The organism is Mojavia sp., assembly GCF_059505145.1.
Map to the genome: position 1 here is coordinate 1 of NZ_JCACKA010000113.1, position 19,819 is coordinate 19,819.

The following is a 19,819-nucleotide window of genomic DNA, read 5'->3' on the forward strand; positions in this document are numbered from 1 at the left end:
TATGGACATTGCACAGTAGACAACCTCAACTCATCCCTCTATTATGCAACGCCGATTGCCCTAATATTCCCTACCGCAGATTTAGAGTTGTCCCACCAGATCCGCATGGGTTTGATAGAGATGGGGATGGTGTGGGTTGCGAACGGTGATTATGCCAAAATCTTAATCAAGATTATGAAATTGAATCCGAACCTACAAAGATTGTTGAAATCACCATCATCAACATGATTAAGGTTTAAATCAGGTTTTTTAACCCTGTTATGTCACTTTTGGAAAACAATAATCGAAGTGAAAATCTCAACCTTTGATTGAATCAAGCTTTGAGCCTTTATTTACTAACAGAAACTAGAGTTTATAGCCAAAAACCAGAAGTTGAGTTTCCAAAAGCCTTTCAGCGATTGGCTTCTACTAAAGTGACACAAGAGGGTTAAGCTCGCAGTCGGAGAATGGTCACACCACTAATGGCTGCATACACTGGTGAATAAGCAGCAAAAAAGACTGGAATACCAAACATACCACCAGCACCCCTTACCCAGAAAATCATAATTACTGACGCAATCAAGAACACCAAAACGTTCATAGCTATCCACAACAGAGCTTTGAACAGCGGAAATCTCAGTGCTAAAGATTGGCAGATTCCCATAAGCAAAGCAGCTATGAGTACGCCACAGACAGAAAGGGCGATCGCTCCAGCATTATTCCAAAGGCTTGTTTGAACAACATTACCATCAGCTTGACTGACTGGCCCGGCAACATGAGTGTAAGTCAAAATGGTTTCAGCCCTTACCAGTACCGTAATCAGGTAGAGGCGTACATTCAAAGAGTATGAAAACCATCAAGAGCGATTTTCGCTCCAGAAACTAAAATTTCTAGTTAAAAAGTGGAAAATAAAGCTCCGTAAGCGTTTGGGCGATTGGATTCTACCAAAGTGACAAAACACGCCCTAAGCCCCACTAGCATCAATCAAAACAGACAAAGCATTTCTGGCATATTGCGCTCCAATGGGATTGCCTTCAATCGTTGCCATTAAACTAGCGCCGCCAATTAAAAGCAAATACTGCTGTGAAAATGATGCCGGGTCACGCACACCTGCTTGGGATGCTAGCTGCATGATGTAAGTGCGGATAGCTTCTCGCAACTCAACTGAGACTTGATGAGCGGGATGAGAAGCGTCAGCAATTTCTAATACCGCATTGATAAACGGACAACCCCGGAAGTTAGGTTGAGCGTACCAATCTTGAAGAACATCAAAGGTTGCCAGTAACCGCTGTTTAGGAGTGTTTCCTTGATCTGCAACTGCATCTTCAAACCAATGTAACCATTGAGTAGCGCGATATTTCATCACTTCTTCAATCAGTTGGTCTTTTGAAGAAAACCATCGATACAGAGTTCTCTTTGCCACACCAGATGCGGCAATGACTTCATTGATTCCCACATATTGAATTCCCTTCTGATAAAACAGTTCAGAAGCAGTTTCTAAAATTTGTTGACGTGCAGCACTTGATTCAGTAGTCATAAATTTTGGTAGACAAGCCTGTCTCCCTAGAGCTATACTAGCACCTGTTAACGGTAGACAAGGTTGTCTACTTGGAGCTATTACAAAAGTAAAGCAATGGAATTTACGATTTATAACATTGAAACTGCGCCCGCAGCCTCGAAAGAAGTCCTTATCCAAGCAAAGAAAACATTTGGATTAATTCCAAATTTAGAGGGGATTCTTGCCGAAGCGCCCGCAGTTTTGAAGGCAGGTATGGCATTGTGGAATTTGTTTGAGACAACCAATTTTACACCTATCGAACAACAAGTCATCTATCTGACTGCTAATTACGAACATGACTGCTGCTACTGTATGGCGGCTCATTCAGGTCTAGCAAAAATAATTGGGATGACTGATAAAGACATTGAGGCTCTGCGTCACGGTCAACCTCTGGCAGATCACAAGTTACAAGCTTTGCGGCTGTTTACTAAGCGGATGATTGAGGCGCGAGGTTGGGTGAATGAGTCAGAAATTGAAGAGTTTCTCGCAGCAGGTTACACAAAGCAGCAGGTTTTGGAAGTCATTTTAGGAATTGCTGTGAAAATTATCCATAACTACACCAACCATATTGCTGAAACTCCTTTAGATATCGCTTTTCAACCTTATGCTTGGTTAAAACCTACGGTCATTTCTTAACCAAAGGTGCGGACTGTGAAAGCTATTTGGTGACCAGCTTGAGATTATGCAGTCATCGCTGGTGCTGCCTGAAAATGCCAGAGTCGGTACGCTTCTGTTGGCGATTACCACTCTTCTACTTATCGAGTTTGCCAAAGTGCGGCTGAAGCGATTGCTTTGTTGTGAGTGTGAGTTGCAATAGCTTCGGCACACTTCTGTTTCACAGACGCTCCGTGAACGTGAACGCGGCGTAATCACGAATGTAGAAAGGGCGATCGCACACTAAGAAAATGCAATCGCCAGCCAATTGAATCAGTGATAACCCTAATCATGGCATATAATACAGCAAATACGCGCACACTTCCAGGAACCTGCTTTGACCGAAGAGGCGGAGGGGCAGGGGGCAGGGAGCAGGGGGAGCAAGAGAAAGTCCCGAAGCCGTGAAGCGGAGCGGAACAGGGTATCAAGCCCTGCCCTTCCAGGGCGCTCTTACTGGGGCGAAGTACAAGCTCCGTCTGGTGTTTTCCCCCTTGCCCCCTGCTCCCCGCCCCCCTGCCTCTTTTGACAGGCTTTGCCAAGTCGAACACTCCCAATTGCTAACTCTGTACCCGATAGCAAGTTTTATTCTCTGCTCAAAGTCTACTTTTGTTCAGAACTTATCACTTGTGGTTAGTTCAATAACTCAAAAAAGATGGTGGACATAGCGCCCACCGTCTCAATCAAGCTGTTTAGCGTTTCACAACTAATATTAATCGATACCGTCAAAATACTGAAATAATTTTATTCAAGCTTCGGTGAGGATTTAGGCGATCGCGTGCAGCGCACGGTGCTAACGGTAATCGTATGCTCATCTCAGGTTGAAAGCTGAGGTATTTTTGAGCGATTCATAGTACCTAGGACATCAGCTAAAAAACAGGAGCAACCTGAAAATAAAGCTGCTCCCAGACGAGTTGGTGTCAATGATGGTGTAACAGAGAATGGGAAAATACCACTGTATTCATTGGCACTGTCATCTCCAATTCGCAATTACCAATTCGCAATTCGCAATTTCTATCCCCACAACTGAAGTTGGGGGCTTGAGTATTGATACTACGTGTTTTGTTTTTTTCATAAATAAATTTAGGGGCTTGTACAAGAAGTGAACTAATTGACAATTACGTCCGCAACTGCGAATTGCAAACTGCGAATTGCGAATTGTTTTGGTCACTCCTTGCAATGGCTGATTATACCAGTGGAAGCAGTATAAATACTCAAAAAACAGGAGCAACTTTACAATCAAGCCACTCCCAGAAAATATAACGTGAGCCGTAGAGTAAGAGGAAATAAAGTAGACACCACCTGTTGTCCACCTTGGCTAAAATTGGAAACTTGTGAAATCTTAGAATATTTTAGTTCATTGCAGCTGACAAAGCAAGCAACTAAACTGTTACTTGCGTTACATAAGGCAATCACTGGTAGGCAAATTGACTCCTCACTAGAGCTGAGGGTTACGGTTCGGTTTAGAAGGTTATTTGTTTAGTCAAGCAATACGCCTTGAATCGCTTGGCGCTTTAAAATGTAAGTACACAACACGGTTTTCTCAACCTTTGCCAGATTGGGCGATTATCATATCACAAACCTCAGATTTGGTAGAGCTAGAAATTGACGACAACCACTCCGATTTTCAATTGTTTTTTGATGGGTTAGCTAGTGAAATTCAGCCAGGGGTTATTGGGGTGAAATCGGCTGTTTTGCGTTCAGTAATGGTTGCAAGATGCTCTTATGGTGGCTCAATTTCAGTGGCAGAAACAAGCATTCTCGTGTAGAAAAGGCAAGCACATAAAAAAGTGCTTGCCCGGAACACGAAATAACTGATTAGTTGATAGTGCCATATTTTGTGATGCCTGCTTTTTCTCTTGAGGGAGCAGGCCGAGATTTTAACCGGACTACTGGTTTGGGCTTATGTTCAGCAGCAGTCATCTGTTGTGCGAAATATTCTTTAAGTTCAGCCCCAGTAAGCTTTTTGACTAGTGTATGGGAGCGAATCGGTTGATTTGTAGCATTCAAGCTGCAATGTGAATCGCTGGTTTTTCTGTAGACGTAACCAATACTTATGCCCGGAATACGGAAATAATCGCCTGTTTGAAGTTCTTGGAAGGTCATAAACACAACTTCAACTACTGAACTAGGTATACATTACCTTACACCTGAATTTTCAGCAATCAGCATGGGTTACTAAATCAGGATAAGAAATGTTAGAGGTTGCTAGAACAAGAGCCAATGTTAAATAGCACGAATCTCTAACGGCGTGATGAAACATTCAATGCTGAAAAATGCTTTTAACCTCAGAAATTATTGAGGTATCAATCTGTAACCTTCAACCAAACGAACGCAATTAAAAACATGGTAAGTGGGTAATACAGCTAATAACTATCTGTTTCAAAACTTTCAAGTTCAGATTGCTGTTGCGCTATATAATCCCGAATTTCATCTGCATTCAACCGTTTTACTAGAGATTGTGACTGAATTGGTTGTAAAAAACCATTTAAGCGGCAACAAGAATTGCTAACCTTCTTATACACGTAACTAGTAGTCATACCTGGGATACGGAAATACTCTCCTGTGCGTAATCGGTGAAAATTCATAATTGTGAACTAAATAACAACGCTCATTTATAACATATTTGGAATCTCAAACATGTCCAAATCGTACCAATGATAAAACCGAAGCGATCGCTCTGTGCGGATAGAAAGCGATCGCGTCTAATTTCGATCTCCAACTAGATTTTTTGATCAGCTAGTTATGAATTATTTCCCAGGGATTCTACTTTCTAAATACGCTTGAACCTCTAATGAACTTAACCGTCTGATCCTTGTATGTGGACGAATGGGTTGTAAAAAACCGTTCTGGCTACAATAACAAGCATTTACTTTTCGATAAACTTTGGTTGTAGTCATTCCAGAAAAACAGAAAAACTCTCCTGTTCGCAACTGATGAAATGTCATGTTATAGATGATTGGTAAAAAACCTTTGTCTAGCGCGTTATATTTCTAGCAGGCTTTTCGAGTTGAAGCTGTATGATAACTTCAACTTTATTTAATAATTGCTCTGCTTTTAAATTTCCTAACTAGTTAAAGTAGAAAGGTTGTGTATTTCTACTTCTTGATGCCACTTCCTGCTAGATAAAAATCTGCAATTGCTATTAGCAATCACTTCAATTAATAGTGCATCTAGTTTTTCTTCTCCTAGATATTGATTATAGCTATGGCTTTTTTGGATGGGGCTGCTCAACTAACATATTTCCAGAAGTTTTTTTGAGAGTTATTAAACTCAACAATTAGAAAATATTATGTAATTACTCTTTAGTATTTCTTGAGAATCTATTCTCCGATTCATTTTGGGGCAAGCGATGTTCAATATCTGGTTATTAAACTTGAATATTTGCCAAAAAACACTTGATTAGCTCAAACTGTTGATTATGGTTAGCTGTATTTGATATTGCCTACTTACAATGCTTGTTTCGCTAAATATTTATTGTCTGGAGATTTACATCTGTTCCAAAACAAATAACCCAGTTTATTTGACCTAAACAATCATGCTCAATCATCGCTAAATTCTAATTTTTGATATGCCTACCAAGCCTCATGACCAGTTCGCCAAGCAGTTTCTAGAAGAGTTACTGTCTCCTTTGGGAGAAGTAACAACTAACAGAGAAGTAACGGACGAACCAAGATTTGTTGATGTCTTGTTTTCTGCGACACCAACATCTATGGCTAGTGCTGAGACTTTAGGGTTACTCGGCAGGATAGCTACACTCAATACGGCTTTGTTTGAACCGTTTCGCAATCAACCGAGTTTTTCAGAAATACGTAATTGTTTTCTCAAGCTATTTGTTGTGATTGCCGATGCACAACGTAAAGCCAAGCGTGAACGAACTCGATTACCAGAAGCCGCTTTACCCCGACTGTGGATTATATCGCCCAGCGCTTCAGAGATTCTACTGACTAATCTAGAGGTTAAACTAGATTTAGAAAACTGGATGACTGGAGTTTACTTTGTCCAAAATTGTTTTCGAGGAGCAATAATAGCAGTTGACAAGCTACCAGTGACCATTGAGACATTGTGGCTCAGGATTTTAGGCAGAGGTGAAACTCAGCGTCAAGCTGTTGCTCAACTGTTGGCGCTTCCAGAAAGCAACCAATTAAGACAAAACACGTTACGACTAATTACCAATTGGCGGATTGTTGTAGTTCAACAGCAAGACGAATTAACGGAAGATGATCGGGAGTTAATCATGAACTTGTCACAAGCTTATCAGCAATGGGAAGACACCACAAGACAACAAGGGCAACGTGATGTTGTTGAAAATCTGTTGCGATTCCGATTTGGGGAAGTGGATGAAGAACTATCGAGAGTTGTTGATAGTCTGTTACAGTTACCACCAGAAGAATTTGCTAGTGTTTTGCTGCAATTATCATCGCTATCTCGTGAAGAATTAGTGGCAAGGTTTACCCAATAAAAGAGATTCCCTTTCTTTCAACACAACAAACCAAATTTTGAAGGCGGTTTGCTAACAGCAGACCGCTTTTTGATTGCCAAAAAATTACGCCCCGGCAACAGTCAACCACAAAGTTGTTCTAAAAACTCAAGCGATCGCTGTTTTATTCAGCCAGGAATCGCTTGAGAAAATAAAATCGATTCAACTACAAGATTGTGGCATAAATAGCATCGCTTCGCTAAGGGGGCCGTGCAAAAACGCGAATTTTTTTGACTATTCAAATATTTATTATTTAAGAAAATGCGATTGTTATTCGTGAACAGCGATCGCATTGATTAATTCCTCACCACAGGAATTTCATTTCCACGATTGTATTTGCAATTATCTGGGAATGGTTATAGTGACCATTCAACACCAGTATGAGTAGTTTACTCAATCAAGCTCAAATGATGCTCGCTCAAATCGTTGCTCACGCTGATTCAAAAAGCTTATGGAGGAATGGTACTAAGCATCCCCGCTCTCATAAGTCGCTTATGAAGCAAGGCTTTTGCTCTGAACTAACCATTGGTGACGCATCTAAGTGGTTTGGCTTCTCCTTCGGTAGAACTCGAAATCGAGAAAAACTTTTTGTTGCCTCGGAGGTGATTTCTTAAAACCTTCATGCGATTAGTTATCGCGCAGATACATAATCGCATGTAGGAAAATCGATTCAAACAACACATTATGCCACACCTGAATCCTGATGTGCATAAAAATTCTTTAATGGGGCTTAGACAAAAAAGGTTCGCTCCACGACCCATCTTCAATCTCAAAGGGAGCACTGTCAATCTGACTTGCTAAATTTCTCTCGAAGAGATTTGTTAATTAAGCGTTTGTTACTCCCTTCAACATGCACAGCAAATCCTTTTTCCCAAAAAATCCGGTGTAGTTCGGCAGGCTTCCATCCTTCAATTGCAGCTAAGTCTTCAGCTTCAGCCAGTAATGCGGTTGGCACATTGATCTCGATACGTGTCATTTTGGGTGCGTTAGTTTCTGGCATTGTTTGAATAGTCATAAATTTATCCTTAATTATCGGGTTTCTTGTGGGGTTATTGACCACTATTTCCTAAAATTTAGTTTATGATAAAGTTGTTTGTAAGGGGCTAACAAGGGGTTAAGAAACCAACACATCCATTAGAGGGAGATCGAATGGCACTAAGTTTAGTTATTTGTTGAGGCAAGCTGTTCTTGAGCGGGGGGTGCGCTCTTGTGCTGGGGGAGACAAATAAATAAGTGAATTCAACGCTATTTCAGTATTGATAAATACAAGTTTTCCTCTTTACTTCCCCAGCCTCCCCAGCTTTTCAAGCGTGCCATTCGAGGGAGATCCAAAAAATAAAATACAGACGAGCGCATTTTATTTCTTGGATCTCTCTCATAAGCGGCTGTAAGCCTTTTCAGCATCAGTCTAAGGGACTTACAACTAAAAAAATATCCCATCGCATTGAGGGCAAGGGAGCAGGGAGCAGGGAGCAGGGAGCAGGGGGAAGGAACAGTCGTGTTGAACCAGAAATTGGAATAATTTATTTTTTGGAGTTCCCCTAATAAAACAAAGATTGATTATGGCAGTCGCTATCTTCTAAAGTTCTCTCAAAGTTTTTAACGAGGATTTTGCATCTGTCCATCTAAGATTTGAGCGCTCAATTACCCACCGGGAGCAACGGGAAAAATCCAGATTTACCTTGCGCTGACTTCTCTTGTTTCGATGGTTTTACTGAGAGTTCAAACTTAATTTTCGTCATTACCTAGTGATGAGTTTCTTCTAACTTGGAGGGCAATTAAAAGTATGACACCACAAGAGTACGCCGAAAAGTACAAGATTAGGCCAATAGTCGCAGCGTATGAACATTGCATTACAGAAAATGCTTATCGCAAACAAGCATTATCTACCAAGAATAGAGCTAACCCTTCTGCCACCACTTGTCGGATATCGCAACTGCTAGATTTCATTCGTGAGCAAGGACTAGAACCACCAAAACCAAATTTTTTTGATTAATTGTCAAGCAATTCTCAAATCATTGACTTATTCAATTGCCGTCATTGGGCGGCTTTTTTAGTATTTACTCATAAAGTTACAATGCCACTATGTCACTCATGCAATTAGAGCAAGAAATCAAAGATGCAACTACTGCATTACCAACTCCATCCCTACAACCAGATCGCCAAATCACCATATATGTTTTGGCTGCACTCTTAGCAAATAACGAACCGACAAAAAAACGAATAGTAAATTGACTTATTAAACTTCCATAAATCAACCAAGCTTGAAAATCTGAACTCAACTATAAATAATTGCCAGAAATATTGAGTTAGATACATATAGTTTTATTTACTAATCTTGCTTATATGGCGAATGAGAGTGCCGCAATAGTCGTGATTTCATCTAATAGAAACTACATAGTGACATAACTACATAGTTGCATTGTCACATCAAGTAACTCGGTGGCCATGCCTATCTAAAAATTAGTAATTGACTCAAAAAATGCTCTATTTACAGCTAAAACATAGATATTTTCAATGATTGGAGTTGCAATGTCACATGAGGATTTACCAGCAATCTTAAACCGGATAACCCAAGAATCATTTTCTGATGGCTTGAAAATGGATAACTTACTAACTCGTAAAGAATGGGCAAATATATTAGGAATACATCGTTATACACTTGGAAGATGGGAAAAAGACATTATTGAAGAAGTCAATCCAATTAAATCGGCATACTTTGGAAACGAGCGTCGAATGCGCTCACCTTATCTTGACGCTTATCAAAGATTTATTATTGCTTTGATTTTTGTAGCTAAAGGTGGACTTGATAGGAAAAATAAGCCGCATAAAATAGCAATCAATTTCCTCAAGATGAATTTCAGCACCTTAAAGCGTGAACACTTTGAGCAATGGAGACAAGCTTATGTCAACTAATTTTTTTACACTTGAGCAATTGCATGAATATTTTGCTGATAGATACACTAGAGAACAAGTAAATAGAGCCTTATCCATACTTGTTCAAGACGGTGCAGATATTGATATTAATTCCAATCAGTTTTCCCTAGATATTACTGAGGAATTGGAAGAGATATTTAAAGCCGTTGGGGAAGCCCTTGATAATCAGAAAAAACTAGGGCTACCAAAGGAAATGGCGGTACTTGAGGCGAATGCCATCGCCTCGAAGTTTTCACAGCATTCCAATCCTAAACTCATAGCCGCGATGATTCGGGTAGTGGCAGAGGAAGCCGTAGCCCAAGGTGCAGCTTTAACTAGAATCAAATCTCATGTACTAGGGCGGGTGTTAGAGCAGGGCGATATGGAGATTGCCCAATCAATTTTGAATCGGGGCAAGGGAACATCCTCATATATACAGGAATTAGCCAATAGTGATGAGCGCATCGACAGAATAATTTCTGGCTACGGCATAGAAACTGTTGACGTTGATGCTTTTCTGATGGAAGTACAAACTAATTCTGACGATGTGAAAAATAGCGTTAACGCTTTAGCCCACGCCCCAAGCAAAACCTTTGATATTGACGCATTCCTCCTGGAGGCAGGACAAGAATAATGTTGAGTGCAAGACAATGGCGTAAACATAAAACATCTATCATCTTCGGAGGTTTAACCCTTGCCTCGTTGGTCTCGTCTAGCGGTGATATCACTCGAAATATGCAATCTATCTCAACTATTAAACAACAGATTGCATATCAATCCCAAAAGCAAACCGAACTAGAACAGCAATTTGCCTTTGAGCAAGAACAAGCTCTGATTGCTGAAGCTAGGTATGAGGCGGGATGCTTGCCGATTGTGGGCAACGTATACCCTCATAAATACGTGACCATTGTTGAGGGGCAAGTACTAACAGACCGCATTACAGGTCGCACTCTACCTCAAGGGACTAGAGTATGTGATGCCAACGGAAATACGGGCGTAATTAACCAAGATGGGGCTGTGGGGGCGATCGCATTTACGGGTAACAGAGATGCGGTAGCTTTGCGCCTCAAAAGATTTCGTGGTGGGATTTATAGCCAGCCGATTGATAGAGGAGAGGGGAAGTAAGTGGTTAATTTCACAATGCCCAAACAACAAAGTGGTAATAAAAATAACAAGCCTAACACTTGGTTGCGACTGCTTTACTGGGGGCTTGTCTGTGCTGGATTATGGTTTGCATACTTGAACATTCAACCCTATGAGCGAGTAGTTGGTTTATTAAGTGGTAAAACACTTAATGGCGCGTTTGTTTACCTGATCTCGATAATCCCAGTTATTAACGGTATTGCTGCAATCATCGGTAAAGGCGTGACTTGGATACTCGGCACAATACTATGGGGAGTTATTCAAATTATTGAAGTTCTGCCATTGGTTTTGTATAACAACGAAAGCTTTGTGCAGACTGTTATTTCATCAGCTGACAGTCGCAGCAAATACCAGCTTAAAGATACTGACGACCCCACGCTCTTGATGTTGAAAAAAGTCTATAACGGGCTACCTACTTCAGTAATTAGCAATCTAGAGATGCTAAAAGTTTTCACCTACACCATAGATTTTTTGATTTGTATTACGGTGTATAGCCCAGTCCTTACGGGGAAGTTCTCAGACTTTTTCTTTATCCTTGCCACTGGTCAATGGGGGAAACTGGACTACACTAACCTTGCTCTAGCTTTGATCACGCTATTTGCAATTGAAGTAATTATCAGCTTGATTATTTGGGTTGGTAAATTGAGTTACGCAATTCAAGAGTCAAAACAGGCAGGGGAGCGGGGAGCAGGGGGCAAGGGGGAAAACTGAGACGGAGCAAGGAAATCGCCCCAGTAAGAGCGCCCTGGAAGGGCAGGGCTTGATACCCTGTTCCGCTCCGCTTCACGGCTTCGGGACTTTCTCTTGCTCCCCCTGCTCCCTGCAAAGCGCCCCTCCGCCTCTTCGGTCATCAAGATGAACACAAATAACGAAATTAAATATGGAAATGAGCCGCTTTGATATTAATAAAATTACGCGCACCCCCGAACAATGGAGCGCTCTTGCCTTCAAACAAACCACCGAAAATAATATCCAATGGAAGATAGCGTTAGGTGTAATTGTTGCCGCCGTCGCTGCAAGTGCCACTTCCCCAGTAACTGGAATCGCGATCGCCCTTTGGTCAATTTTTAGCAGTGTTCAGCAAGCAACACTTGTGCAGCGCAATCAAGTAGCAATCAGAGAATATGGGTGTATTGCTCATGTATTGGATGGGGATGATTTTCGCGCCTACTACCAACAAGTAGGCAAAGAGGCGATAGACAAAGAATTGACTTTTGCAACTCAACAAGGATATTCACTTTCAGATGCGGCGTTGGATTACTTGGAAGACGAGAGCATAGATCACACACAGCAACGCGGTCTTGGGTTCTCTTCAACGGGAGGGACTGCACAAGAACGCTTAACATTAAATCAAACACTTTTGCCTATTCATCATTCCCCGTTCCCGAACACTAACACTCAATCGAGTATTGACAACGGGAGCAATGTCATAGATATTGTTGCGATGATTGCTTCTCCTATCCGCAACTGTATTATTTTTGGAATTGGTGGTAGCGGTAAAGGGATGCTGGTTGCTAATGCTTTGAGAAAAATCAAAGCCCAAACCCCAAATCGCAAAATCTTTTACATCGACCCCAAAAACGAACCGGGCGAGTACGGGTACACAGACGGTATTGTTGATGTTGTTCATCGCAAATCCTGTGACGGCTGTTGCCCGGAAGAAATTTGTGATTGGATGGATGAAGTCCTAGATGAATACACTCAATGGGCCAACCAGCAACAAGAATCACTATTAATAATTGACGAGGGTTCTACTCTTGGTGATGCGGCTAAAAAGACGAAAAACAACCGTATTGGTACACTAATCTTGCATACCGCTTCTTTGGGCGGTGCAAAACGCAAAAATGTCTGGTTAATGGCCCAATCTCCATTTGTTGGCCCATTAGGATTAGAGTTGTCAGCCACCAGTCAAATCACAGCAGTTGCCTTAGTCAGCGACCAGAACACTAACGTCATCAAACAATGGCAGCGATCTCCAATACTTGAAAAAATTGATTTAGACCGCCTCAATCGGCTAATCAAAGAATCACCTGTCAAACGTGCTGTATTCTTTGGGGGCAATTCCAAATGGTGGTCAGTACCGGAGCTACCAAACTACTCAGCAATTGACCGGGATGGAAATAAGCCATCAGGTGATGCGCTCTCTACTCTTGAGCGAACAGAACTTAGAGAACGTACTGCAACAAATCAGATGATTGACAAGCTTGAGAGAACCAAATATTTAACTCTTGAAGACTTTATTAATCAAGAATTGGGTGCTGGTGAGCGCCTGGCTGAATTAAAACAAGCAATTATCAAAACCATCAAAGATGCAAATCATTGGGGACTAGCATATAAATTTCAGCTTGACTGACTACAAACCGACTGCGCTCATACACCGCAGTCGGCTTTACCTGAAGATATCAAACAGCAATGGCTGCTCATCACTTCATCATTAAAACTGCCCAAAATTTGGAAAGAAAAAGATTTACAGATGATGCTGGTTGGTCAGTTAAGACAATATGGGTTTCAGGCGAAAACAGAGGTGAAATTCAACGGTGGTTATGCTGATATATATACCAATTGGCAAGGCAACACAATTATTGAAATCAAAAAATATTTAACTCGAAAGACAATATATGAAGCCTTTGGGCAATTAAATTTGTATAGCAGAGGGGGTGACTATAAATTAGTAATTGCTGGTTTTAATCCCAGCGATCCAAACGAGCAAGAATCATCTCTGAGAATCGCTTCAATAGTTGAGCAGGACGGGCGCGTGCAAGTTTTATTTATTGATGCAAATTCCAGTTATTAACTTCAAATAACACGCAGGGTATAAAAAATGCTAATTGTTTTGCTCTAACCTATCTGATGGAAATTTCAGCGAAATAATTTAGTTTTATTAAGTAGTTAAAAAACGTGTTATAAGTCTGAAAAATTTAATTTTGACGAACTGCTTTCACAATTGTACAGATGGTGCAACAAATGAACTCATAGCTGCCATCATCCTATTATCTTTGCTCATCTTCGGCTTACCTGGAATTAGAAAAAGATTGTAAGAATATCCATTTCGACTTTTTAGTTTTTCTTAAATATTGGTCAGCGTAGCGAAAAGCTGCTGTTTTATCATAAGTAGCAATAGTTAGCGCTTGTAACAAAACTTTTAATGGAACTGCAACAGATGTGAGTTTTTCTGCTAATAATACTGAATCTTCTTCTGTTGCTGCTATAGGTATCTCTAACTGCTCAGAACTCAGTTTCTGGTTGACTCGGATATTTGGCATTGTCGGATAAGCCATAAATGCACCTCTACAACTTTAATGAGTGCAGTTTTGCTTAAATGCATACCTGTATGTAACCGTGTTTTTGCGGTATTTACTAAGAGGATATCCTAGATACTCCGCACAATTGCAGTTATGTATTTTTATGTATGAATTTGCTTGACATTGTGGCAGATTCAAAATAATACTGCTTTTAACTTAAGCAGCTTTTACTGTTGAATCAATTGTTCTGATTGATTCACTTTGTGATTGACTCCTTCAGCTTTGTTTATTTCTAGAGAGCGAATTAATTCCCGAATTACATCTGTTGCAGGTCTTCCTGTTCTTTGACAATACTCTTCAAGATACTTCATTTCACTCGCTGTAAGATTTAATGTTATCCGCTTCACCGCCCATTTTTTATTCATGGCTTATTTCATTCTTTCAAGGGTTTATATCCAATTTTAATTTATTTACCTTGAATAAATAATTAGCATGAGCTTTTTTAGAGTTACCGCAAACATCGCTAACGAGCAAGGGCAGTCACTGTCAGTAGATCCGATTTAATAATTGTCAAATGTGTCGCCGAAAAGCTGATTGCATATTCAAACCAAGTTTTGAATCCCAATCAATGGAAAATCGTCCGCGAGCGCACTCTCGCTCAACTCAGAGTAGATTAATTCTCGGCGTCAGCGAAGGCTATTGCTGCTGTCATTCAAGAACTTGATGTCAGTAAATCTCAAATTCTAGAGAATTTTCAAACAAGTCGACGACAAACTTAATGAAATATTTCAAAAAGATAAATACTCTTGAATATCACTTTGTTGACGACGCAGAATATTAATTGCTTGCTGCTGGATTTGACGAATTCGTTCTCGACTGACATTTAGCTTCTGCCCAATTTCTGCCAAACTTAATTGTTGATCGTTCTCTAGCCCAAAGCGCAAAATCAATACTTCACGCTGCATCGGTTTGAGCGATGCTAACAAATTATTAATATCTTGACGCAGAAACTGTTGGACTATATGTTCGTTTGGTGAGATGCCTTCATCTGGTAAAAGTTCATTAACTTCTGTGTCCTGGTTGTCTCCCACTTTTAAATCTAAAGAAAATGGTTGCTTTGAGACACTGAGATATTCCCGTATTTGGTCGGGTTGTAAGTTCAATGCTGAGGCAATCTCTGTAATCGTCGCAAAACGACCGAGTTCTTGAAACAGTTGTCGCTGTACTTTTTTGATTTGATTGAGCTTTTCGGTGATATGAATCGGCAAGCGAACCGTGCGCGATTTCTCGGCGATCGCTCTTGTGATTGCTTGGCTTATCCACCAGTATGCATAGGTTGATAATTTATAACCACGGTTGGGGTCGAACTTTTCAATGCCTCGCTGTAAACCGATCGCTCCTTCTTGAACCAAATCCAAGAACTCCAGATTGCGTCCCTGATATTTTTTAGCTATCGAAACTACCAGCCGCAGGTTTGCTGTCACCATCTTTTGCTTTGCTCGTTGACCCTGAGCAAGTGTTTGAGTCACTTGGGCTTCGCTTAAGCCAACATCAGCAGCTAATTCGCTGATTGTTGGTTGGCGTAAAAATTGTTGGCTGAGGGCATCTTTGCGTTGCTCGATGGCAATCATTTGCTGTATCTTCCTGCCATAAGCAATCTCTTGGTCTGCTGTTAGTAAAGGAAATTGACCAATTTCTTGCAAATAAACGCGAACCATGTCGGAACTAAGGCTGGACATACAACTAAGCAGATTTTCTCTAATCGGGCGAATCTTTAATTATAAATTCAATAATCAAATAACTGCGTAACAGCTTATTAATTTGAGATTGCAGCAGGTGAGGCACTTACCAATAATAAAATGCCCTTGTCGAAGTTAGGCTCTAAAAAATCGTCAGGCTTCGTTCCCTATGATTTGTTCACTGTGCCCTACGAGTAGCTTGATAAGGCCTGATCATTTTTTCTGTCGCCAGTCCGTGTCCGCCGTCGATGCATGACTAGGATCTCGTTTGCACCATTAAGTCTCGGTTTTGACTGAGGGCAAAGTTTTATCACTCAGAAATTGTGCCAAGGTGGGATTGCTCTAGCAGTTCGGACTAACAACTAAGCTTATATTTTGTGGTCATGCTCATCAAATCGGCTGCAACAGTCTCTGCCACAATCTTGTGTAACGCTGCTGATCGTTTGTAGTCCGCACAGCCAATGATATTGCTTTCTTAGAACCAATCACGATCGCCAATTTTCTAGCACGGGTTAACCCTGTATAAAACAAGTTACGCGACAACATCATAAAATGTTGCATATACAATGGAAATATCACCACGGGATACTCTGAGCCTTGGCTTTTATGTACTGAGACAGCGAACGCCAGAGTAATTTCATTTAAGTCAGCATAATCATAAACTACAGGTCGCCCAGCATAGTCAACTGTAACCTCTTGTTCTTCGGTATCGATACTCAGGATGCTTCCCAAGTCTCCGTTAAATACTTCGCGGTTGTAATCATTAGTTTGTTGAATGACGCGATCTCCAACTCGCAATGTCATCCCGCCCCGATTAATCTCCACTTTGTCCGGTGCAGGTGGATTGAGCAGCCCCTGCAACACCATATTCAGGTTACGAGTTCCTACCAACCCCCGCAACATCGGACAAAGTACCTGCACATCTGATGCCGGATTGAAACCCAGCCGAGGGAGAAACTCGCTCACCAACTCACAAATTGCTTGTACTCCATGCTCTGGCTGATAACCTCCACCATGCCACAGGCAATCTGACACAGGATTATCACTAATTGGTTCCATCGGAGGGTACTCCCCTTGGTTGATTTGGTGTGCGGCAGTGATAATTGCGCTTTGCTGGGCTTGGCGGAATACTTGCGTTAGCCGCACCACTGGTACTTGAAGCGAATTTATCAAGTCAGCCAAGACTTTTCCTGGCCCCACTGAGGGAAGCTGATCAATATCACCTACTAATAATAGTTGCGCTCCCTGTGCTACAGCTTTAACCAGAGAGTATGCCAGGAATAGGTCGAGCATACTAGCTTCATCAGCAATAATTGCACTGTCGGGTAGGGGATTTTCATGATCGCGCTTAAAGCCCATTTTCTTGGGGTCAAATTCCAACAAGCGATGTATGGTCTTTGCCTCAAGTCCGGTCATCTCACTTAGCCTTTGTGCTGCCCTGCCTGTTGGTGCAGCTAGAGCGATTGTTTTGCCCATTGCTTTCCACAAGCTGACTATGGTGTGCGTGGTGAAAGTTTTGCCAACTCCAGGCCCACCAGTCAGAACCATAACTGGTGAATAAGCTGCCATTTCCACCGCTTGCTGCTGTTGTTGCGATAACTCAATATTGCGACTCGTGGTAAAACGCTCCAACCAAGCACGAACACGGGGCATATCTTGCACAATCGGCTGGTGTAACCGTCGAGTGATTAATTGTGCTAGATTTTGTTCCGTATGAAAGAACGTTGGTTTGTAGCACAGCAGTATTTTCTCTCCAAAGCTGTCCCGAATACTTTCTCTAACCAAGTCCTCCCTTAATGCCATATCTTTAATGATCTGAGCGATTGCCTCCTCTGCCGGTTGGTGAGTATCAGTTGTCAGCAATTTGATGACTTTCTCAATTAGTTCTTTTTGTGGCAGGTAGCAGTGTCCATCTTCGGCAGCTTCACTCAGTGCGTGGATGATTCCAGCACAGTATCTAAATTCGCTGTTGGGAGCTACCCCCAAGTTTCGCGCAATCTTGTCGGCTGTGAGAAAGCCTATTCCGTAGATGTCAGTTGCAAGCTGATATGGATTCTCGGTGACTGTAGCGATCGCCTTGTCTTGGTACTGCTTGTAAATTTTGACTGCATAAGTTGTTGACACTCCGTGGCTTTGCAGAAATACCATCACTTCTTTAATGGCTTTCTGAGTTGACCAGGCATTCTTAATTAGCTTGATCCGCTTTTTTGCAATGCCCTGAACTTCAATGAGTCTGTCAATCTGGTTTTCAATTATGTCGAGCGTTTCTAAACCAAAGTGTGCAACTATGCGTTTGGCTGTGACCGGGCCAACTCCTTTAATTAGCCCACTACCCAAATATTTCTCAATTCCGGTCAGGGTTGCTGGTTTGGTTTCTTTGTAATTCGTGACTTGAAATTGTGGCCCGTATTGTGGATGGTCACGCCAAAAACCTGTCAATTGTAATGTTTGTCCTGGCTGGATATTGGCGAAACTACCGACGATTGTGGTGAGGTCGGTAGTGCGGGGGCGTATTAGACGTGCGACTGTATACCCCGATTCCTCTGAGTGGAAGGTCAGGCGTTCGACTACGCCAGTGATGGTTTCGTAGTGCGGCGTGGCGTTTACTTGTGCTTGAGCAGGAGTTGGAGAAGTAGACATTGCTTTGTGCAAAAATGCCTTGTGCTGTAGTTACGGCAAAATCTTTAAAGAAGTAAAAGAAGTATAAGTATTAAAGAGCTATTGCTATAGTACATAAATACTAAAATAGAATTGCCTGCTGTCACAAACAAACTAATATAAGGTATACAAAGCACATCTGCCATGCCCAAACGCTGAGTTTTGTGAGAGTGCGCGTCGGTGGTTGCAGCAAAACGACGAGGCTAATGTGCCGCAGCAGCTAGCCAAACACCGTAGTAGCAAAATGGCGCAGGAAGCTCATGAGGTTATTCCTCCCACAGATGTATTTCGACCAAGCTAGAACTTACGCCAACAATTGCCACCTGATGAGTTTAACTTGTACGTCATGATTTGGAAACGCGCGATCGCATCTCAATGTAAGTCTGCTCAACTACGTAAGGCTCAAGTGACTACCTCTTCGGGCAATCTTTTATGGCTTGCTAGGGGGCAGGTCATTGAGTTCTACGGTTATGCACGGTACTGGAATAATCTCAGCAAGGATTCAGTTTTACCACTGCTGCAACAAGGGCAATCCCTTACCCTTGACAATGCCGCATCGGAGAAAAAACAAACCCAACCACCGCCACGTTACAGCGAACCCAAACTAGTACAGATGATGGAGCACAAAGGGATTGGTCGCCCCAGTACTTATGCTCCCACAGTTGCTACCCCCAAAAAGCGCGATTATGTACAGTTAACCAAAGACAGTCTACAACCTACCGCTTTGGGATTGGAGGTTGACGCTTTTTTACAGAAGGCGTTACCTGATTTGCTCCAAGCAGAATTTACTGCAAAAATGGAGGATGCTCTCGATGCAATCGCTTTTGGTAAACACTCTTGGCAGCAATATTTAAGCGCTTGGAATCAGGATTACTTTGTCCCGGCGCTTTCCTTCGCCAAGACTTTAGTTGCAGGAGCAGTATCTAATAATAAAGCTTCTGTTGAGCGCAAATTTGAAACTTCCAGAACTAAATGCCCTGTGTGCAGTAGTTTGATATCCAAAATTCCTAGTACTAAAGTCAAGAAGAAATATTTTCTTAAGTGTAGTAGTGGCTGTGATCATGTCGTGCTGTTTTGGAGCGATCTCACCAAGTTCTGGTCAGCACCTCAAAATAAACAAAGTGGGGCAGAACAAAAACCTCCAACTAAAGTCAGTTCACATCCCTGCCCAGTCTGCAAAAAGCCTTTAGAGGAGTACAGTTATACAAAAGATGGGCAACAAAAGACGATGCTCCGGTGTTTCCTACTCAATCTCGCCAAGATAAGAAACACAAGGATGTTGTTTACTTTAGTACAGCCAAAGGTTGGTGGAGTTCAAAATTTGGGGAGTTAGCCCATTAACAGGAAATGCGTGTATGGTTTTCTTAGAGGAACTGGTTTACAATAATCCTTTTATAAAAATCAGAAAAATGATATAACATTATCTCAAAAATCTTCAGCCCAATTGATATAA

22 protein-coding genes and 1 pseudogene are annotated in these 19,819 nt (G+C 41.6%); 14 read left to right on the forward strand and 9 right to left on the reverse strand.

All coding sequences use genetic code 11. The features are described 5' to 3' along the window. Nucleotides 1-427 precede the first annotated feature (427 nt). Nucleotides 428-820 (reverse strand): hypothetical protein, encoded by a 393-nt coding sequence (locus AC5JL8_RS30100; protein ID WP_495883346.1) that lies wholly within the window; start codon nucleotides 818-820, stop codon nucleotides 428-430. Nucleotides 821-943: 123 nt separating this feature from the next. Next, nucleotides 944-1,516, reverse strand: a complete 573-nt coding sequence (locus tag AC5JL8_RS30105) for a TetR/AcrR family transcriptional regulator (protein ID WP_495883347.1) — start codon at nucleotides 1,514-1,516, stop codon at nucleotides 944-946. A gap of 96 nt (nucleotides 1,517-1,612) precedes the next feature. Here AC5JL8_RS30105 and AC5JL8_RS30110 point away from each other — a divergent pair, with 96 nt between their 5' ends. From AC5JL8_RS30110 to AC5JL8_RS30120, 3 genes are all read left to right on the forward strand, one after another. Further along, a complete protein-coding gene (locus AC5JL8_RS30110) occupies nucleotides 1,613-2,173 on the forward strand; it encodes a carboxymuconolactone decarboxylase family protein (protein WP_495883348.1) in 561 nt (186 codons plus the stop codon). 46 nt (nucleotides 2,174-2,219) lie between these two features. Continuing rightward, complete coding sequence (locus AC5JL8_RS30115) at nucleotides 2,220-2,354, forward strand: hypothetical protein (protein ID WP_495883349.1); 135 nt, start codon at nucleotides 2,220-2,222, stop codon at nucleotides 2,352-2,354. A 1,309-nt stretch (nucleotides 2,355-3,663) separates the two neighbouring features. Then, nucleotides 3,664-3,957, forward strand: coding sequence for a hypothetical protein (locus AC5JL8_RS30120; protein ID WP_495883350.1), 294 nt, complete (start codon nucleotides 3,664-3,666; stop codon nucleotides 3,955-3,957). A 49-nt stretch (nucleotides 3,958-4,006) separates the two neighbouring features. Here AC5JL8_RS30120 and AC5JL8_RS30125 read toward each other — a convergent pair whose 3' ends face one another. Together AC5JL8_RS30125 and AC5JL8_RS30130 are read right to left on the reverse strand one after the other, a co-directional pair. Next, nucleotides 4,007-4,294, reverse strand: a complete 288-nt coding sequence (locus AC5JL8_RS30125) for a hypothetical protein (RefSeq protein ID WP_495883351.1) — start codon at nucleotides 4,292-4,294, stop codon at nucleotides 4,007-4,009. Between the two features lie 260 nt (nucleotides 4,295-4,554). Continuing rightward, complete coding sequence (locus AC5JL8_RS30130; RefSeq protein ID WP_495883352.1) at nucleotides 4,555-4,776, reverse strand: hypothetical protein; 222 nt, start codon at nucleotides 4,774-4,776, stop codon at nucleotides 4,555-4,557. A gap of 983 nt (nucleotides 4,777-5,759) precedes the next feature. Between AC5JL8_RS30130 and AC5JL8_RS30135 the strand changes: the two genes are divergently transcribed. Both AC5JL8_RS30135 and AC5JL8_RS30140 read left to right on the forward strand, forming a co-directional pair. Then, nucleotides 5,760-6,650: a hypothetical protein gene (locus AC5JL8_RS30135; RefSeq protein ID WP_495883353.1), complete on the forward strand. Its 891-nt coding sequence runs from the start codon at nucleotides 5,760-5,762 to the stop codon at nucleotides 6,648-6,650. A 398-nt stretch (nucleotides 6,651-7,048) separates the two neighbouring features. Next, nucleotides 7,049-7,282 (forward strand): hypothetical protein, encoded by a 234-nt coding sequence (locus AC5JL8_RS30140; RefSeq protein WP_495883354.1) that lies wholly within the window; start codon nucleotides 7,049-7,051, stop codon nucleotides 7,280-7,282. Nucleotides 7,283-7,452: 170 nt separating this feature from the next. Here AC5JL8_RS30140 and AC5JL8_RS30145 read toward each other — a convergent pair whose 3' ends face one another. Next, nucleotides 7,453-7,683 (reverse strand): hypothetical protein, encoded by a 231-nt coding sequence (locus AC5JL8_RS30145; protein WP_495883355.1) that lies wholly within the window; start codon nucleotides 7,681-7,683, stop codon nucleotides 7,453-7,455. 771 nt (nucleotides 7,684-8,454) lie between these two features. On the opposite strand from AC5JL8_RS30145, the gene AC5JL8_RS30150 reads away from it, so the two are divergent. The 8 genes from AC5JL8_RS30150 to AC5JL8_RS30185 all read left to right on the forward strand — a co-directional run bounded on the left by AC5JL8_RS30150 (nucleotide 8,455) and on the right by AC5JL8_RS30185 (nucleotide 13,521). Then, entirely contained in the window at nucleotides 8,455-8,664 is a 210-nt protein-coding gene (locus tag AC5JL8_RS30150) for a hypothetical protein (RefSeq protein WP_495883356.1), read from the forward strand. An 89-nt stretch (nucleotides 8,665-8,753) separates the two neighbouring features. Next, nucleotides 8,754-8,903 (forward strand): hypothetical protein, encoded by a 150-nt coding sequence (locus AC5JL8_RS30155; RefSeq protein WP_495883357.1) that lies wholly within the window; start codon nucleotides 8,754-8,756, stop codon nucleotides 8,901-8,903. 282 nt (nucleotides 8,904-9,185) lie between these two features. After that, entirely contained in the window at nucleotides 9,186-9,584 is a 399-nt protein-coding gene (locus tag AC5JL8_RS30160) for a hypothetical protein (protein WP_495883358.1), read from the forward strand. Further along, nucleotides 9,574-10,218, forward strand: coding sequence for a hypothetical protein (locus AC5JL8_RS30165; protein ID WP_495883359.1), 645 nt, complete (start codon nucleotides 9,574-9,576; stop codon nucleotides 10,216-10,218). Before AC5JL8_RS30160 ends, AC5JL8_RS30165 begins: the two co-directional genes overlap by 11 nt. Continuing rightward, nucleotides 10,218-10,709: a hypothetical protein gene (locus tag AC5JL8_RS30170; protein ID WP_495883360.1), complete on the forward strand. Its 492-nt coding sequence runs from the start codon at nucleotides 10,218-10,220 to the stop codon at nucleotides 10,707-10,709. Before AC5JL8_RS30165 ends, AC5JL8_RS30170 begins: the two co-directional genes overlap by 1 nt. A 15-nt stretch (nucleotides 10,710-10,724) precedes the next feature. Then, nucleotides 10,725-11,438, forward strand: coding sequence for a hypothetical protein (locus tag AC5JL8_RS30175; RefSeq protein WP_495883361.1), 714 nt, complete (start codon nucleotides 10,725-10,727; stop codon nucleotides 11,436-11,438). A 169-nt stretch (nucleotides 11,439-11,607) separates the two neighbouring features. Then, nucleotides 11,608-13,080, forward strand: coding sequence for a hypothetical protein (locus tag AC5JL8_RS30180; protein WP_495883362.1), 1,473 nt, complete (start codon nucleotides 11,608-11,610; stop codon nucleotides 13,078-13,080). A gap of 120 nt (nucleotides 13,081-13,200) precedes the next feature. Beyond that, a complete protein-coding gene (locus AC5JL8_RS30185) occupies nucleotides 13,201-13,521 on the forward strand; it encodes a hypothetical protein (protein ID WP_495883363.1) in 321 nt (106 codons plus the stop codon). A gap of 217 nt (nucleotides 13,522-13,738) precedes the next feature. On the opposite strand, the gene AC5JL8_RS30190 is transcribed toward AC5JL8_RS30185, so the two are convergent. The 4 genes from AC5JL8_RS30190 to recD2 all read right to left on the reverse strand — a co-directional run bounded on the left by AC5JL8_RS30190 (nucleotide 13,739) and on the right by recD2 (nucleotide 18,348). Further along, on the reverse strand, nucleotides 13,739-14,005 hold the full coding sequence (locus tag AC5JL8_RS30190) for a hypothetical protein (RefSeq protein ID WP_495883364.1): 267 nt from the start codon (nucleotides 14,003-14,005) through the stop codon (nucleotides 13,739-13,741). A gap of 191 nt (nucleotides 14,006-14,196) precedes the next feature. After that, nucleotides 14,197-14,394: a CopG family transcriptional regulator gene (locus tag AC5JL8_RS30195; protein WP_495883365.1), complete on the reverse strand. Its 198-nt coding sequence runs from the start codon at nucleotides 14,392-14,394 to the stop codon at nucleotides 14,197-14,199. Between the two features lie 363 nt (nucleotides 14,395-14,757). Beyond that, on the reverse strand, nucleotides 14,758-15,708 hold the full coding sequence (locus AC5JL8_RS30200) for an RpoD/SigA family RNA polymerase sigma factor (protein ID WP_495883366.1): 951 nt from the start codon (nucleotides 15,706-15,708) through the stop codon (nucleotides 14,758-14,760). Nucleotides 15,709-16,098: 390 nt separating this feature from the next. Next, nucleotides 16,099-18,348 (reverse strand): SF1B family DNA helicase RecD2, encoded by a 2,250-nt coding sequence (gene recD2 / locus AC5JL8_RS30205; protein WP_495883367.1) that lies wholly within the window; start codon nucleotides 18,346-18,348, stop codon nucleotides 16,099-16,101. 175 nt (nucleotides 18,349-18,523) lie between these two features. Between recD2 and AC5JL8_RS30210 the strand changes: the two are divergent. After that, nucleotides 18,524-19,707: pseudogene (locus AC5JL8_RS30210) on the forward strand (DNA topoisomerase); the annotation flags it as partial. Between the last annotated feature and the right edge of the window lie 112 nt (nucleotides 19,708-19,819).

Excerpts from the sequence above, each read along its gene's own strand:
- AC5JL8_RS30105 (WP_495883347.1), bottom strand. The coding sequence starts at position 1,516 with ATGACTACTGAATCAAGTGCTGCACGTCAACAAATTTTAGAAACTGCT.
- AC5JL8_RS30110 (WP_495883348.1), top strand. The coding sequence starts at position 1,613 with ATGGAATTTACGATTTATAACATTGAAACTGCGCCCGCAGCCTCGAAA.
- AC5JL8_RS30115 (WP_495883349.1), top strand. The coding sequence starts at position 2,220 with ATGCAGTCATCGCTGGTGCTGCCTGAAAATGCCAGAGTCGGTACGCTT.
- AC5JL8_RS30125 (WP_495883351.1), bottom strand. The coding sequence starts at position 4,294 with ATGACCTTCCAAGAACTTCAAACAGGCGATTATTTCCGTATTCCGGGC.
- AC5JL8_RS30130 (WP_495883352.1), bottom strand. The coding sequence starts at position 4,776 with ATGAATTTTCACCGATTACGCACAGGAGAGTATTTCCGTATCCCAGGT.
- AC5JL8_RS30135 (WP_495883353.1), top strand. The coding sequence starts at position 5,760 with ATGCCTACCAAGCCTCATGACCAGTTCGCCAAGCAGTTTCTAGAAGAG.
- AC5JL8_RS30140 (WP_495883354.1), top strand. The coding sequence starts at position 7,049 with ATGAGTAGTTTACTCAATCAAGCTCAAATGATGCTCGCTCAAATCGTT.
- AC5JL8_RS30145 (WP_495883355.1), bottom strand. The coding sequence starts at position 7,683 with ATGACTATTCAAACAATGCCAGAAACTAACGCACCCAAAATGACACGT.
- AC5JL8_RS30150 (WP_495883356.1), top strand. The coding sequence starts at position 8,455 with ATGACACCACAAGAGTACGCCGAAAAGTACAAGATTAGGCCAATAGTC.
- AC5JL8_RS30155 (WP_495883357.1), top strand. The coding sequence starts at position 8,754 with ATGTCACTCATGCAATTAGAGCAAGAAATCAAAGATGCAACTACTGCA.
- AC5JL8_RS30160 (WP_495883358.1), top strand. The coding sequence starts at position 9,186 with ATGATTGGAGTTGCAATGTCACATGAGGATTTACCAGCAATCTTAAAC.
- AC5JL8_RS30165 (WP_495883359.1), top strand. The coding sequence starts at position 9,574 with ATGTCAACTAATTTTTTTACACTTGAGCAATTGCATGAATATTTTGCT.
- AC5JL8_RS30170 (WP_495883360.1), top strand. The coding sequence starts at position 10,218 with ATGTTGAGTGCAAGACAATGGCGTAAACATAAAACATCTATCATCTTC.
- AC5JL8_RS30175 (WP_495883361.1), top strand. The coding sequence starts at position 10,725 with ATGCCCAAACAACAAAGTGGTAATAAAAATAACAAGCCTAACACTTGG.
- AC5JL8_RS30180 (WP_495883362.1), top strand. The coding sequence starts at position 11,608 with ATGGAAATGAGCCGCTTTGATATTAATAAAATTACGCGCACCCCCGAA.
- AC5JL8_RS30185 (WP_495883363.1), top strand. The coding sequence starts at position 13,201 with ATGATGCTGGTTGGTCAGTTAAGACAATATGGGTTTCAGGCGAAAACA.
- AC5JL8_RS30190 (WP_495883364.1), bottom strand. The coding sequence starts at position 14,005 with ATGGCTTATCCGACAATGCCAAATATCCGAGTCAACCAGAAACTGAGT.
- AC5JL8_RS30195 (WP_495883365.1), bottom strand. The coding sequence starts at position 14,394 with ATGAATAAAAAATGGGCGGTGAAGCGGATAACATTAAATCTTACAGCG.
- AC5JL8_RS30200 (WP_495883366.1), bottom strand. The coding sequence starts at position 15,708 with ATGTCCAGCCTTAGTTCCGACATGGTTCGCGTTTATTTGCAAGAAATT.
- recD2 (WP_495883367.1), bottom strand. The coding sequence starts at position 18,348 with ATGTCTACTTCTCCAACTCCTGCTCAAGCACAAGTAAACGCCACGCCG.